17 protein-coding genes and 1 other RNA gene are annotated in these 13,017 nt (G+C 62.0%); 7 read left to right on the forward strand and 11 right to left on the reverse strand.

Annotation, left to right across the window (positions count from 1 at the left end):
* Positions 1–118: 118 nt before the first annotated feature.
* On the reverse strand, positions 119–2,641 hold the full coding sequence (locus tag E0502_RS09950) for an ABC transporter permease (RefSeq protein WP_137677861.1): 2,523 nt from the start codon (positions 2,639–2,641) through the stop codon (positions 119–121).
* Entirely contained in the window at positions 2,638–3,327 is a 690-nt protein-coding gene (locus tag E0502_RS09955; protein ID WP_137678771.1) for an ABC transporter ATP-binding protein, read from the reverse strand. The genes E0502_RS09950 and E0502_RS09955 overlap by 4 nt, the downstream gene beginning before the upstream one ends.
* A 71-nt stretch (positions 3,328–3,398) precedes the next feature.
* Between E0502_RS09955 and E0502_RS09960 the strand changes: the two genes are divergently transcribed.
* Entirely contained in the window at positions 3,399–4,097 is a 699-nt protein-coding gene (locus tag E0502_RS09960; RefSeq protein ID WP_240049011.1) for an arylesterase, read from the forward strand.
* 397 nt (positions 4,098–4,494) lie between these two features.
* Here the strand turns inward: E0502_RS09960 and recF are convergent, their stop codons facing one another.
* Positions 4,495–5,580 (reverse strand): DNA replication/repair protein RecF, encoded by a 1,086-nt coding sequence (gene recF / locus E0502_RS09965; RefSeq protein ID WP_137678773.1) that lies wholly within the window; start codon positions 5,578–5,580, stop codon positions 4,495–4,497.
* A gap of 225 nt (positions 5,581–5,805) precedes the next feature.
* Here recF and E0502_RS09970 point away from each other — a divergent pair, with 225 nt between their 5' ends.
* The 3 genes from E0502_RS09970 to E0502_RS09975 are packed head-to-tail and all read left to right on the forward strand — an operon-like array spanning position 5,806 to position 6,332.
* Complete coding sequence (locus tag E0502_RS09970; protein WP_240049013.1) at positions 5,806–5,937, forward strand: recombination protein F; 132 nt, start codon at positions 5,806–5,808, stop codon at positions 5,935–5,937.
* A 51-nt stretch (positions 5,938–5,988) separates the two neighbouring features.
* Complete coding sequence (locus E0502_RS15200) at positions 5,989–6,120, forward strand: enoyl-CoA hydratase (protein WP_192895950.1); 132 nt, start codon at positions 5,989–5,991, stop codon at positions 6,118–6,120.
* On the forward strand, positions 6,117–6,332 hold the full coding sequence (locus E0502_RS09975; protein WP_137677863.1) for a PspC domain-containing protein: 216 nt from the start codon (positions 6,117–6,119) through the stop codon (positions 6,330–6,332). Before E0502_RS15200 ends, E0502_RS09975 begins: the two co-directional genes overlap by 4 nt.
* A 93-nt stretch (positions 6,333–6,425) precedes the next feature.
* On the opposite strand, the gene E0502_RS09980 is transcribed toward E0502_RS09975, so the two are convergent.
* From E0502_RS09980 to E0502_RS10005, 6 genes are read right to left on the reverse strand one after another with little or no spacing between them, the layout of a single operon-like run.
* Complete coding sequence (locus E0502_RS09980; RefSeq protein ID WP_137677864.1) at positions 6,426–7,208, reverse strand: SDR family oxidoreductase; 783 nt, start codon at positions 7,206–7,208, stop codon at positions 6,426–6,428.
* Positions 7,205–7,756, reverse strand: a complete 552-nt coding sequence (locus tag E0502_RS09985; protein ID WP_137677865.1) for an NUDIX hydrolase — start codon at positions 7,754–7,756, stop codon at positions 7,205–7,207. Before E0502_RS09985 ends, E0502_RS09980 begins: the two co-directional genes overlap by 4 nt.
* A gap of 10 nt (positions 7,757–7,766) precedes the next feature.
* Positions 7,767–8,444 (reverse strand): TPM domain-containing protein, encoded by a 678-nt coding sequence (locus E0502_RS09990; RefSeq protein WP_137677866.1) that lies wholly within the window; start codon positions 8,442–8,444, stop codon positions 7,767–7,769.
* Positions 8,445–9,302, reverse strand: coding sequence for a TPM domain-containing protein (locus E0502_RS09995; RefSeq protein ID WP_137677867.1), 858 nt, complete (start codon positions 9,300–9,302; stop codon positions 8,445–8,447).
* The gene (locus E0502_RS10000) at positions 9,299–9,868 is read right to left on the reverse strand and encodes a TPM domain-containing protein (RefSeq protein WP_137677868.1); all 570 of its coding nucleotides are present in this window, start codon (positions 9,866–9,868) and stop codon (positions 9,299–9,301) included. The genes E0502_RS09995 and E0502_RS10000 overlap by 4 nt, the downstream gene beginning before the upstream one ends.
* A 35-nt stretch (positions 9,869–9,903) precedes the next feature.
* Positions 9,904–10,527: a LemA family protein gene (locus E0502_RS10005; RefSeq protein ID WP_137677869.1), complete on the reverse strand. Its 624-nt coding sequence runs from the start codon at positions 10,525–10,527 to the stop codon at positions 9,904–9,906.
* 136 nt (positions 10,528–10,663) lie between these two features.
* On the opposite strand from E0502_RS10005, the gene mscL (E0502_RS10010) reads away from it, so the two are divergent.
* The 3 genes from mscL (E0502_RS10010) (at position 10,664) to ssrA (ending at position 12,052) form a co-directional block, all read left to right on the forward strand.
* The gene (gene mscL, locus E0502_RS10010; protein WP_137677870.1) at positions 10,664–11,146 is read left to right on the forward strand and encodes a large conductance mechanosensitive channel protein MscL; all 483 of its coding nucleotides are present in this window, start codon (positions 10,664–10,666) and stop codon (positions 11,144–11,146) included.
* Between the two features lie 83 nt (positions 11,147–11,229).
* On the forward strand, positions 11,230–11,688 hold the full coding sequence (gene mscL / locus E0502_RS10015) for a large conductance mechanosensitive channel protein MscL (protein WP_137677871.1): 459 nt from the start codon (positions 11,230–11,232) through the stop codon (positions 11,686–11,688).
* A 20-nt stretch (positions 11,689–11,708) separates the two neighbouring features.
* Positions 11,709–12,052: a transfer-messenger RNA gene (gene ssrA, locus E0502_RS10020) on the forward strand.
* A gap of 161 nt (positions 12,053–12,213) precedes the next feature.
* Here the strand turns inward: ssrA and E0502_RS10025 are convergent.
* Entirely contained in the window at positions 12,214–12,705 is a 492-nt protein-coding gene (locus E0502_RS10025; RefSeq protein ID WP_137677872.1) for a hypothetical protein, read from the reverse strand.
* A gap of 44 nt (positions 12,706–12,749) precedes the next feature.
* On the reverse strand, positions 12,750–13,013 hold the full coding sequence (locus tag E0502_RS10030; RefSeq protein WP_137677873.1) for a hypothetical protein: 264 nt from the start codon (positions 13,011–13,013) through the stop codon (positions 12,750–12,752).
* Positions 13,014–13,017 lie beyond the last annotated feature (4 nt).

The raw sequence follows: 13,017 nt of genomic DNA on the forward strand, positions 1-13,017 counted from the left end.
CCTGCCGTTGATCGCGCGGCGGAAGTGCCAGACTTAAGGCATATTTCCGCGCCGCGAGTTTCCATATCTTCCCCCGCACGACAAGTTCGGGCCTGAGACCTTCGCCTGACAGAGGGACTTAAAGTTGCCTGAGCGCCTGCGCCGGTTTCGCCCGCAACAGCGGTAGTGAACCGGCCAGCGCAAAGAACAGCACGAATGCCAGGCCGAGCCCCAGAACGCCGAGGATCTCGCCCCAATCGGGCAGCCAGTCGAATTCGAACAGCTGGGTTATGACCAGCCAGCCAAGCCCTGTGCCGAGCGCCAGCGCGACGCCCGCCAGCACCAGCGCCAGGATGCCGTATTCCGCAAGCTGCATGACCAGCACCTGTCGCCGGCTCGCGCCGAGCACGCGCATCACCACGGTGTCGTAAGTCCGCGCGGCGCGGGCGGCAGCGATTGCGCCGATCAGAACCGCCAGTCCTGCGAGCACCGCGACCGAGGCAGCGGCAAAGGTTGCGATGCCAACCTGGCTCAGAATGGTCCGCGCCTGCTTGAGCACATCACCCACTTCGATAACCGAGCTGGACGGAAAAGCGTTCACCAGCTGGCGTAGCAGCGGACCGGTGGGGATCGCATCGCCGATCTCGATCGTTGCTGCGAAATTGTGCGGTGCGTCCTGAATCGCGTTGGGGCTGAACACCAGCACATAGTTGAAGCCCATGCTTTCCCAGTCGATCCGTCGCAGGTTCGCGACGCGCGCGGTGCGCTCGACCCCCAGCAGACCGACAGTCAGCCTGTCACCGATCTTCAGATCGATGGCACGGGCGAATTCCTCGTCGACGGACACCAGTGGCTCGCCCGCATGGTCTGCGCTCCACCACTCGCCTTCGACCAGTGAATTGCCGTCCGGCAAGGCGTCGGAATAGGTCAGTCCGCGCTCGCCGCGCAGCGGCCATGCCCCGTCGGGGATTTCCTCCAGTTCGGACACGCGGATTTGCGCGTCCTCCGGTCCGTAAGCCAGGATCGCGCCGCGCAGCGCCGGGACAGCGCGGATCATCGCGTTTTCGTCTTCCGCGCGAACCAGTGTTTCGAATTCGCCGACCCGGTCGCGCGGCACGTCGAGAACGAAATAATCGGGTGCCTGCTGCGGCACACGGCTCTCGATATTGCCGTTGATGCTCGACTGGATCGCGGCCAGCAGAACGAAGGCCGACAGGCCGAAGCCCAGCGCCGTCACCAGCGCTCCGGTCGAGGCACCGGGCCGGTGCAGGTTCGCCAGCGCATTGCGGACCAGCGGGTTCTTTGGCGAAGGCAGCGCGCCCGCCGCCTTGCGAATCCCCCAGCCAAGCAAGGCCAGCAGGCCGAGCATGACCGCCGCGCCCGCCAGGAAGCCGCCGGAAAGCATCGGCTGGCGCGCCGTGAGCAGTGCCAGAGCGACAATCGCGATCAGGCCGCCGATAACCCAGCCGAGTGATTGCCCGTCGCGCGATAGCGGCACCACGCGCGCGCGCATCAGCGCCATGGCGGGGAAGCGCCGCGCGCGCAGGATCGGCGTTGCGGCAAACACCAGCGCCACCAGCAATCCGTATGCCGCGGCAAGCAGCAGCGCGGCCGGCTCGAACACGAATCCGGTTTCCACCGGCAGCAATCCGTCCAGCGCCATGCCCAGGAGCGGAGTAACCAATATTCCCGCAATCAGGCCCAGCACGCTGCCCGCCAGCGCCGCTGCGCCGATTTGCAGCGCGTAGACGCGGGCAATGTCCTTGCTCGACGCGCCAATGACCTTCAGCGTCGCGATGCTGGTCCGCCGCGCTTCAAGATAAGAAGCGACGCCGCCGCCTATGCCGATCCCGGCAATCACCAGCGCAGCAAGGCCGACCAGCGTCAGGAACTCGCCCATCCGCCCGACAAAGCGGTCCGCCCCGGGCGAAGCGCGGTCGCGGCTGCGGAAGTCGAACCCGGCGTTGGGAAAACGTTCGCTCAGCGCTTCCTCGACCGCCTCGGGCTCGCGCTGGGGGGAGAATGCGACACGGTATTTGCTCTGGTACATCGAGCCGGGTGCGGTCAGCCCTGCCTCTGCGGGCATTCCCTGTGCAACCAGCACAGTCGGGCCAAGCGAGAAGCCTTCGCTCAACTTGTCCGGTTCGGTTTCGATCACTCCGGCGGCGGTCAATTGCTGCGTGCCGACACGGAATTCGTCACCGACTGCGATCCCGAGGCGGTCCATCGCCCCCTGGTCGAGCCAAGCAGTGCCGGGTTCGGGCGCGCCGACCGATCGGCCGTCCTTGAGTGTGAGCGCGCCATAGAGCGGATACTTGCCGTCGACCGCTTTCAGCCCGACCGGCGCGGCATTTTCCCCTGCGCTCGCCATTGCCTGCAGCCGCGTACCGCCGGAAATCTCGCCATAGTCGGCAAAAGCGGTTTGCTCTTCAGGCGTGAGGTCGCGCTGCCAGACTTCGATCTCCAGATCGCCGCCGAGCAGTTCCTGCCCACGGCTCGCCAACTCATTCTCGATCGCGGCGGTCAGCGTACCGATTGCTGCCAGAGCGCCTGTGCCGAGGAACAGGCAAACCAGCAGCAGCCGCAGCCCCTTGAACCGCGCGTTGAGATCTCGCCGCGCGATTTTCCAGGCTGTGGACCAGGGCAGGGTGGGGGTGCTCATACCGCCGCGTTGCGCCCCGCCGTATCACTCGCGATCAGGCCGTCGGCAATGCTCAGCACCCGGTCGCAGCGTTCCGCCAGTTCGTTGTCATGCGTGATGACCAGCAGGGTTGCACCGGTCTCACGGCGGCGATCGAACAGCATTTCGATGATGTCATGCCCGGTGCTGACATCCAGATTTCCGGTCGGTTCATCAGCGAAAATCAGTGTCGGGCGCGCAGCGGTGGCGCGGGCGATGGCCACACGCTGTTGCTCGCCGCCGGAAAGCTGGGTCGGATAATGATCCAGCCGGTGTCCAAGCCCGACCGCTTCGAGTTCGGCACCGGCACGCGCCTGCGCGTCGCTTTCGCCCGACAGTTCCATCGGCGTGGCGACGTTCTCCAGAGCGGTCATGGTCGGCAGCAGGTGAAACGCCTGCAGCACGATGCCGATCCGGCCACGCCGGGCAAGCGCCAGCTGGTCTTCGTCCATCGTCGTGAAATCCTGCCCGGCCACGCTGAGTTCGCCGCCGGTCGCACGTTCAAGGCCGGACAGCACCGCCATCAGCGAGCTCTTGCCAGAGCCTGAGGGGCCAAGCAGCGCAACGACTTCGCCTTCAGCGACATCGAGGTCGATCCCGCGCAAAATCTCGACCGGAGCGCTGTCCTGACCGAGCGTAAGCGTGAGATTGCGGGCGGAGATTGCCATTGTGGCGGGGTTTTGACTTGTCACGGCCTGCCGATTGCATAGGTGAGGGGAACGAGCAAGGAGGCTCACCGATGCAACTACGCCTTTGGTCGATTGTTCCAGTCCTGAGCGCATTCGGACTGCTTGCCGGTTGCGGCAGCGAAGCACCTGTCCCGCAACAGCGTGAAGCGAGCGCTGCCGAAGCTGCGATGGAACAGCCTGTCATGGGGCCTGAACGGCGCATCCTCGCCTATGGGGATAGCCTGTTTGCCGGCTACAATGTCGACAAGGCAGACAGCTATCCGGCAAAGCTTGAAGCGGCGCTGCGGGCGCGCGGGGTCAATGCCCGAGTGACCAATGCAGGCGTTTCCGGGGATACGACAGCCGCCGGACTGCAGCGGCTGGGCTTCACGCTCGATGCGATGGAGCAGAAGCCCGACCTGTTCATTCTGGAACTGGGCGGCAACGATTTGCTGCGCGGTCTGAAACCGTCGGAGACCAGAGCCAATCTCTCGGCGATGCTCGATGAATTGCAGCTTCAGGAAATACCGGTGCTGATCATGGGCATGCGCGCTCCGCCCAATATGGGGGAGTTCCAGGCCGAATTTGACGGGCTCTATCCCGCGCTGGCGGAGGAGTATGACGCCGCGCTTTACCCGTTCTTCCTGGAAGAGATTTACCAGGAGCCGGAGCTGTTCCAGCGGGATCGCATCCACCCGACGCCGAGCGGGATCGAACAGCTGGTGGGCGGAACAGTGGATGCCGTAAGTGAGGCCTTGCCCGACGAGTAGATCGGGCGAACAACCGCTGCGGGACTTCAGGACCGACCATCCTGTGACGCCGATTGGAGGGTGCCGTGCGGCTGGTAACGTGTTTGCTCACCAAGGCGATTGCGGCCCCTGCGCTCGCGAACGCGGAGTACCCTGACCGGACCTATTCCGATCCGGCCCAGGGAACGGATATTGCGGCCTCGCCGCACGGCCTGCCCGGAGCGAGCATTGCCGCTTCCGAGGGCGCTCCAACTGGTACGCAGTCCCGTGGATCGACCTTGTCGCGCGCACTCTGGCCGGAAGCGCGATTGTGACCCTGGAAAGGGGCGAGACGATCGGGCGTGTCTTCCCTCGCCGAACAGGCTGCGCTGCGGTGCCGCGATTTGACTGAAACTGCCGGGCAGCACGCCCCGGCATGTTAAATCCGGCGGACCGAGCCGCCCTCGACCTGCCACACAGCGGCCTCTGCGCGGATGGCGTCGAATGGGGCGAGTTCCGTGCCGGTCATCCACACCTGCGCACCGCTGCTTCGTAGCCGGTCGAACAAGGCCGAGCGGCGGATCGGATCGAGATGGGCGGCGACTTCGTCCAGCAGCAGCACATTGGGGCGGCCTTGCGAGGCAAGTTCGGCGTGAGCGACGACCATCGCGATGAGCATCGCCTTCTGCTCCCCGGTCGAGCAATTGGCGGCGAGCATTGCCTTGCTCGCCATGGTCACTCTCACATCGTCGCGATGCGGGCCGACCAGGGTGCGCCCGGCGGCGCGATCGCGGGACCGGGTTTGTTGCAGCAGCATGAGCAGATCGCCGCGATCGGTTGGTCCGACTGGCGCGTAGAGGATGTCGGGGCGGGCGAAGGGTTCCTCGGGCAGTGCTTCGAGTGCGCGGGTCAGCTTCCGGATGGTCCTGACACGGCCGAGCGAGAGATTTTCGGCGTGCTCCACCAGCTGGCGGTCGATCGCGTCGAGCCATGCGGTGTCGGGGGACTGTTCGGCTGACAGCAGACGGTTGCGCTCGCGCAGGGCGTTTTCATAGCGCGTGGCGTAGCGGGCATGGGCCGGATCGAAGGCCAGCGCCATCCGGTCGATGAAGCGCCGCCGGGCGCCTGCGCTGTCCATGAACAGGCGGTCCATCGCCGGCGTCAGCCAGCCTATCGCGAGCCATTCGCCAAGGGATAAGGCGCTGGTCTCGCTGCTGTTGATCCGAACGCGGCGGCGGCCCGGCTGCTGTGCTTCGGTAAAGGTGCCAAGCCTGACCGGCTCGGCATTGCCCGGCTGGCCAAGCGATGCGCCGACCGCGAATCCGCCGTCCCCGGCCTGATCGGACATTTCCGCCAGCGCTGCACGGCGTAGACCGCGCCCGGGTGCCAGCAGCGAGATCGCCTCGAGGACGTTGGTTTTTCCCGCTCCGTTTTCGCCGACCAACAGATTGAAGCCGCGCGAACCGTCAAGCGCGGTCTCAGCGTGGTTTCTGAAGCGTGAAAGAGTGATGCGGTCGAGCGCCATAGGGTGACCGGTCTCTAGCCGTGCGGCATCGCTCATTCCAGCCGAAAGCACGATTTCCAACAGTTGGTGAAAAATACCAACATTCAGTATCTGTTAAGGTTCGAAAAAGGGTGAAAAATATCTAAACCCTTGCTATAAAACGGAATTAGAAAACTGGCACGCCTCCTGCAGTGTATTGTTTGTCCGAAGGAATGGTCCCGAGGGCAGATGAAGAAAGGAAATATCATGTTCACTCAGGAAGGTTTCAGCAGCCGGGTCTTCGCTGCGGTTACTTCGCTCGCAGTCTCGGCATTCGTGTTCGCCGTCGCAATCATGCCGGCAAACCAGGGCGCAGTTCTCCCCATCGTGATGGCCTGAACCGCCGCAACCACCACGTCTCTTGCACGTCTTAAACAAGGAAATTTTGAAATGTTCACTCTCTCGAATGTCAGCAACCAGCTTTTCGCTGCTGTGGCATCGGTCGCCGTCTCGGCTCTGTTTCTCGCCGCTGCGATTGTGCCCGTCAGCAACGGTGTAATTCTGCCGGGAGTGATGGCATGAACAATCTCGACCGCAAGCCCGCTGTCGGCGTCCCGAACCAGGGTTTTCGCCTCGACCGGAGCGGTGCCAAAATCTGGGGTGTCTGCGGCGGTATCGCCAATTCCACCGGGATCGACCCCATGCTCGTTCGCATCGGTTTCGTTATCGGCGCGCTGATAAGTGTCGGCACGGCGGCCATCATCTACGCAGCGATCGGCCTGATCGCAGACTAAGGCGCAGCCCCTGACATCCGTCCCGGTTTTTCGGGCCGGCTGTGCCACCAGGAATGAGAACCGGGAGGGGCCGATCGGCCCCTCTCTTGATTCCTACATCGCGGAAATGCCGCCATCGAGCTTGATCTCCGCGCCGGTCATGAATCGGCTTTCGTCGCTCGCAAGATAAAGCACCGCATTGGCGATATCGATCGGCTCTCCAACCATTTTCAGCGGGATCTGCCGCGCCAGCTTGTCGAGCAGCACATTCTTCTCAAGACCGTGATGCTTCGCTGTCCCGTCGAGGATCGGCGTATCGACGAAGGTGGGGTGGATCGAGTTGCAGCGGATTTGCATGTTCTGCTTCGCACAATGCAGCGCAATCGACTTGCTCAGCATCCACACCGCCGCTTTCGAAGAATTGTAAGCCGGCATGGTGTCGCTTGCGATCAGGCCGGCGATGCTTGAAATGTTGACGATCGAACCCGGCGCGTGTTCGCGCATCAGCGGTAGCGCCTTTTGGCAACCGTGGAAGATTGAATCGACATTGACCGCAAAGCAGCGCTTCCAGTCTTCGAATTTGCAGGTCTCGATGTTGCCCGCAACGCCAATCCCGGCATTGTTGACCAGCACGTTAAGCCCGCCGAGGTTATCGCGCGCGGCGTCGACGGCCTTCTCCCAGTCGGATGCGTTGGTCACATCATGCGCGATCGAGTAAGCGGTGCCTGCACCGAACCGCTCGTTGATCGCCTGCGCGGTGTTGGCCGCACCATTGGCGTTGATATCGGTGCACAGCACGCGCGCACCTTCCTGTGCCAACAGCGTCGAATGGGCTGCGCCCAACCCTTGCGCGGCCCCGGTTACCAGTGCCAGTTTGCCTGCAACTCTGCCTGTCATGCCTTGTCCTCTCCGATAAATCCCGCCGCCATCAGCATGGCAATGCGCACATCCACCGCATGACCCTTTGCCCGCCATGCGGCAACGAATTGCGGCAGGTGGTCAAGTTTCACCCGGTGAACGGTAATGTCTTCGCTGTCCGTGCCGCCGCCTTCGCCGACTCTGGTTAAACCCGATGCACGAAGCAGGGTGAAGCTCTCGCTCACCATGCCGGGGCTGGAATAGAATTCGCCCAGATTTTCCATATGTGCGGCGGTGTAGCCGGTTTCTTCTTCCAGCTCGCGCACGGCGGCAGTTTCCGGGCTTTCGTCTTCGCTACCGTCGTCGTCGCCGATCAGGCCAGCCGGTACTTCCAGACAGGTGCGGCCAAGCGGCACGCGGTACTGTTCGACCAGCAGGACGTAGCCTTCCTCGTCGACCGCGATGATGGCCGCTGCGCGAATACCGCGAGCGCGGCCCGCATATTCCCACTTACCGCGTTTCTTGGCGGTGATGAATTTGCCCTGCCAGACGGTTTCTTCCGGCAGTTCGGCATCCTGATTGCTCATGCGAGCCGTGTTAGACTTCAATCAGCCTGTCCGGCAACTCGTTCTCGTCTTCTCCGGCGCGAGGGAAGTGTTGTGACAGGACTGCGCCGACATCGCGTACCCCGGCGGCGAGTCCCTGTCCGATCTCGCCCTGGCGGATCTCGACCAGCATATCCGCCATCGCCTCGCCCCAGACATCGGCCTCGACTTTCTCCGTTATCGATTCGTCAGCGATAATCTCTGCGCGGTGTTCCTGCATCGAGAGATAAAGCAGGACGCCGGTGCGCCCGTGCGTGCGCCGTTCTGCGCCGACCTTGAAATGCTTGATCGCTGCTTGCCGCGCACGGGCTGATTTGACCGGGCCGGGAATGGAAAGAAAACGCAGCCTGTCGGACTGGAGGAGCAGCCACATCAGGCCGAATGTTAGCACGCCCAGCGAAAGAACCAGTGTGACAATTTCTGCCGTTGTCCATTGAGTGCCCCAACCGCCGAACAGGCCGTCAACTTTCTCGACCAGCACGTCGGGCCAGACAGCGAATACGCTCATCACTGTGAAGGACGCCAATGCACACCAGGCAAGCACGATGTCCGAATACCCGTCCGACCGGTCGGCCAGCACGGTCACGATCTCGCCGGAAGTGTGCAATTCCGCCTCGCGCACCGCGTCGCTGACGATCGCATGGCTCTTTTCGTCCAGATAACGCGCCATCTACCAGCCCCCGCTCGCACCGCCGCCGCCAGACATGCCGCCGCCGAATCCGCCGAATCCTCCTCCGCCGCCTCCGCCGGAGAATCCCCCGCCGCCCCAGCCTCTGCTCCTGCCGCTGCTCCTGCCGCTGCTCCGGCCGCCCGACATGCCGCGTGTGACCGCCTTGCCAGCTTCCCACAGAATGATGTTGCCGACCGCACCGCCAACCCCGCCGCGGCGATAACGCCGCCGCTTGCCGCCGCGGATCATCGGCAGGATGAAGAAAAAGAACAGGAACCCGAACCAGAAAATCGTGCCGATCGGGAACCCGCCTTCGCGGCTGGACCGGTTGGCTTCGGCAGCTTTTGCCGCTTCCTCGATGGCAATGGCGTCCTCCGGCGATTTCGCGAGGTGCTCGAGTATCCGGTCGATCCCCTGTGTGACACCGGCGTCGAAATTGCCCGCCTTGAACTGCGGAGTGATCGTTTCGCGGATTACACGTCCGCTCATGATGCCCCCGAAATAGGGGTGCAGGCCGTAACCGACTTCGATGCGCATTTTGCGATCATCGCGCGCGACCAGCAGCAACAGGCCGGTATCGCGCTTTTCTCCGCCGATACCCCAGGTGCTGAACAGGCGCGTGGCGTAAGGCTCGATATTCTCGCCTCCGAGCGAGGGGATCGTCGCAACGATGATCGCATTGCCGGTTCGCGCGTTATACTCGCGCAGCCGCGTGTCGAGCGCAGACTCGGTTTCAGCGGACAGAATGTCTGCACCGTCATAAATCGGGCCATCGGGCCGCGGCGGTAAGTCTTGCGCCAGAACCGGCGCTGAAACGGCCATCAGCACCATGGCTATGAATGTCCACAGGCGGGTCATGCGGCTGCCTTCATCGATCTGACGCACACTTCGCTGGTTGGTCCGAACTCGGTTGCGCTATCGAGCTTTGCCATGAGGGCATTCACCCCGCCTTCGATCCCGCCGGCGAAATCACCCGCTTGGAATGGCGGCACCATGTTCCGCTCGATGACTGTCTTGGCGAATTCGTTGGTGATCGGCTTTTCCAGACCGCATCCGACTTCGATCCGCATTTGCCGATCATTCGGAGCGACCAGGACCAGCAAACCGCGATTGGTTTCACGGTCACCGATGCCCCACCGTTTGAACGTATCGAACGCGACCTGTTCGATCGGCTTGCCATCGAGCGTCGGCAAGGATGCGACCACAATCGCAGTGCCGCTGCGCTGCCAGTATTGCGTCAGATCCGCCGTCAACTCCGCTTCGGATTCTGGCGGGATGATGTCAGCCCGATCGGCCACCGGGCCGGAAGGAAGGTCGCTCGCCGCTGCGTCCGTTTCGTTTACAGCGGCGGCCCCCTCTTGTGCAGAACAAGAGGCCAGCGGCAGGGCGAGAGCCAGAAATCCGGCTGGAACCGCCGAGGCCATCCGCCAGACGGCCCCTGATCGGGCGCGCGCCGGTGTCACTCCGCTGCGCTGTCGCCGCCGGTGATGCTGTCGAATTCGACATCGGGGGCGTCTTCAGCTCCGTTCTCCGCATCGAAATATTCGAGCGGTTCGGCACCGTGAATGATGTTGGCACCGATGGTGTCAGGGAACGTGCGGATGGTGGTGTTAAAATCCTGCGCCGCTTCGTTGTAGCGAACCCGTTCGGTGTTGATCAGGTTTTCCGATTCATCGAGCGCGACCATCAGGTCCTGAAAGTTCTGGTTGCTTTTGAGTTCCGGGTACTGCTCCACAACGGTTCGGAACTGGCCGATCGCCTGTGTCAGCTGGTTTTCCGCTTGCTGGATCTTCTGAAACTCATCGGGATCAGACAGGTCGTCCGTGGTGATGTTCACGCCCATCGCCTTGGACCGCGCTTCGATCACGCCGGTCAGGATATCGCGCTCCGACACTGCTGCGGCTTCGGCAACACTGACGAGATTCGGGATCAAGTCATGCCGGCGCTGCATGGCCGATTCCACATTGCCCCACTGCGCCTTGGCGGCCTCCTCCTTGGTCGGGACCGAATTGATGCCGCAGGCGGCAAGCCCGATCGATGCCATCGCGACAAGCGCGAACCGGCGGACTGAGTGGAAATCCATCTGAGAAACTCCCCTTGGGCGCACGGCGGGACGCGTGCATCATCTGTGTTATCTAGTTAGCACACCGGACAGCGTTTTCAAGGAACGTGCTCGCGATCCTGCCGTTGGTCCGCAAGGCAACAGGGAGCTTTCCAGCATGTCCGTTTTCGACGAGTTCAAGAAATTCATTTCGCGCGGCAATGTGCTGCAGTTGGCGGTGGGCGTCGTGATCGGCGCGGCTTTCGGCAAGATCACGACATCGCTGACGGAAAGCGTGCTGATGCCTTTCATCGGCTGGCTGTTCGGCGCGGTTGATTTCTCGAACTGGTTCATCCGGCTTGGCAGCATTCCGCAAGGATATTCCGGCTCGACCGCCAATTATGCAGAGCTGAAAGAAGCCGGGGTGGCGATGATCGGTTACGGCGATCTGCTGACTCAGATGGTCAACTTCCTCATTCTGGCCTTCGCGCTGTTCCTCTTGATCAAAGGCGTAAACCGGGTGCTCGATGCGATCGAGGAAGACAAGAAGGCCATGGACAGCAGTTCCGACAGCGACAAGGTGCCGACCGATCCCCAGCTCGATGTGCTGCGCGATATCCGCAAGGAACTGAGGGGGCTGCGCGAAGCGGGCGGCGCATGAGATTTTACCTGTGCACCCACTTGGCAGGGTGAACAGCTGGTGCCAGAAGTCACGGCACAATCGTGCATTTGTGGGAGAACACCATGCTGACCGAATTCAAGGAATTCATTGCCAAGGGCAATGTTATGGAACTGGCCGTTGCGGTCATCATCGCCGGGGCCTTTGCAGTCATCGTCTCTTCGCTGACCGCCGATATTATCATGCCGATCGTGGGGATGATTTTCGGCGATGTCGATTTCAGCAGCCAATACATCGTGCTGAGCGGCGAAGTCGAGGAAGGCATGACTTTGGAAGCAGCGCGCGAAGCCGGGGCGAATGTGCTGGCATGGGGCGCTTTTGTGACTTCGATCATCAACTTCTTGATCCTCGCATTCATCATCTTCCTGCTGGTCCGTTATGCCAACAAGGTGAAAGCGCGGCTGGAAAAACCGGCCGAAGAAGAAGCGCCCGCAGGTCCGACCGAAGTTGAACTGCTGGCCGAAATTCGCGATGCGCTGAAGGGCGGCGCGCCGGGCGCTCCGAAAAACGGCCCGATGGGCTGAACCCCCTCACTCACCCATATACACTTCACATTAAGCGGGCGGGGCCTATATAGGTCCTGCCCGTTTCGGCGGGCTATGGTGATAAATTGCTGCGTGCAATAGACACAACGGACCCGGGGGCAGTACCCGGCGGCTCCACCAAAACCCCCGGATTTCCGGGGTTCCTGATGGGGCCGAACTAGGATCGACGTGTGTTGAAAGACGTAGTTTTTACCCGGGCTGAGTAACCCGCTAAACTGTTCACAACACACAAGTGCCAATGATAATGAAGCACTCGCAATTGCAGCGTAATCTGACGGCTTAACGGCCTGATCTTACAAAGCTAAAGCGCGGTTGGACCCACCGGGCAACAGAAGCGGATTCCGGGGGCCCGGGGGGGCCTAGCAACAGAACCCCCCACCCTTCACTTGGTTGGAAGTAAACCGTTTGCCGAGTGTACAACGGGCCTCCCCCCATGAAATGATCGGCGCGGGTAGCTAGCAACAGAAACCCCCACCTTCTGACAGCGTTGAAACCGGGACCTGGCTATCCGAGAAAAAGTGGAGCGCAGATCTCAATCAATTCGGCGCTCAGTTCGGGTTCAACACGCTCAATGGCTGCTCGGGTGCGGCGATCAGCTTCAGAAAAAGCGGCATCTTCTTCTTCCTTGCTTCTCCGGAAGGCTGACACGGCACCCACAGCAGCGCCTTCGTAACCGAGGTAGATCTTCCGCTCCTGATCGTCGATCTGGGCCGGTGTCAAATCCTGCTTCGCACCTTCCGCATATGCAGCATTTTTCGCCTTGAGAGCAATCGAGCGCGCTTGGTCGGAGGATAGATTCTTCAACGCAGAGCTGCGACTGACGGCAAACTCGCCAATACGCGAACAACGCAGCGCTTGGCCCAGGCTGACAGTCATTGGTACGGTCGCGCTTTCTTCAGGAGCCGCTGGCGACGAGCTATTGCCAGCTGAAAGGTCGGTTTCATCGGCTGAAGCGGGTGGTTGCGCCGGTTGTGTTCCACATGCTGTCAGCGCCATACATGCCAGTGACGTCAAACAAAGATATCGCACGCGATTTCTCCTTACTCGGCCCGGCCGACTGCACAATCAACGGTACTATTTGCCTCTTCCCGTTCTCGTTCAAATCTCAGGCAATCGAGGATCTTCGCGCCGGCGAGGAACACCGCGCCGGTGGTTGCAAGGAACAGCAGCTTGCCGCCCCAGCCGGGATATTCCACGAGATATTGCGCGCCGCGTGCGGTCGCACCAAGCGCCAGCGCATAGATGATCACGAAAGCCTCGATCCGCGTCTTGATGACGAACAGCCTGGCGATCTTTTTCAGCATGCGC

Source organism: Parerythrobacter lutipelagi, from assembly GCF_005434975.1.
Lineage (GTDB): Bacteria > Pseudomonadota > Alphaproteobacteria > Sphingomonadales > Sphingomonadaceae > Parerythrobacter_A > Parerythrobacter_A lutipelagi.

Coding starts and splice junctions, on each gene's coding strand:
- E0502_RS09995 (WP_137677867.1), bottom strand. CDS start 9,302: ATGACCCGCCTGTGGACATTCATAGCCATGGTGCTGATGGCCGTTTCA.
- recF (WP_137678773.1), bottom strand. CDS start 5,580: ATGGCGCTCGACCGCATCACTCTTTCACGCTTCAGAAACCACGCTGAG.
- mscL (WP_137677871.1), top strand. CDS start 11,230: ATGCTGACCGAATTCAAGGAATTCATTGCCAAGGGCAATGTTATGGAA.
- E0502_RS09980 (WP_137677864.1), bottom strand. CDS start 7,208: ATGACAGGCAGAGTTGCAGGCAAACTGGCACTGGTAACCGGGGCCGCG.
- E0502_RS09955 (WP_137678771.1), bottom strand. CDS start 3,327: ATGGCAATCTCCGCCCGCAATCTCACGCTTACGCTCGGTCAGGACAGC.
- mscL (WP_137677870.1), top strand. CDS start 10,664: ATGTCCGTTTTCGACGAGTTCAAGAAATTCATTTCGCGCGGCAATGTG.
- E0502_RS09960 (WP_240049011.1), top strand. CDS start 3,399: ATGCAACTACGCCTTTGGTCGATTGTTCCAGTCCTGAGCGCATTCGGA.
- E0502_RS10030 (WP_137677873.1), bottom strand. CDS start 13,013: ATGCTGAAAAAGATCGCCAGGCTGTTCGTCATCAAGACGCGGATCGAG.
- E0502_RS10000 (WP_137677868.1), bottom strand. CDS start 9,868: ATGGCCTCGGCGGTTCCAGCCGGATTTCTGGCTCTCGCCCTGCCGCTG.
- E0502_RS15200 (WP_192895950.1), top strand. CDS start 5,989: ATGTTCACTCTCTCGAATGTCAGCAACCAGCTTTTCGCTGCTGTGGCA.
- E0502_RS09970 (WP_240049013.1), top strand. CDS start 5,806: ATGTTCACTCAGGAAGGTTTCAGCAGCCGGGTCTTCGCTGCGGTTACT.
- E0502_RS09985 (WP_137677865.1), bottom strand. CDS start 7,756: ATGAGCAATCAGGATGCCGAACTGCCGGAAGAAACCGTCTGGCAGGGC.
- E0502_RS09975 (WP_137677863.1), top strand. CDS start 6,117: ATGAACAATCTCGACCGCAAGCCCGCTGTCGGCGTCCCGAACCAGGGT.
- E0502_RS10005 (WP_137677869.1), bottom strand. CDS start 10,527: ATGGATTTCCACTCAGTCCGCCGGTTCGCGCTTGTCGCGATGGCATCG.
- E0502_RS09990 (WP_137677866.1), bottom strand. CDS start 8,444: ATGGCGCGTTATCTGGACGAAAAGAGCCATGCGATCGTCAGCGACGCG.
- E0502_RS09950 (WP_137677861.1), bottom strand. CDS start 2,641: ATGAGCACCCCCACCCTGCCCTGGTCCACAGCCTGGAAAATCGCGCGG.
- E0502_RS10025 (WP_137677872.1), bottom strand. CDS start 12,705: ATGGCGCTGACAGCATGTGGAACACAACCGGCGCAACCACCCGCTTCA.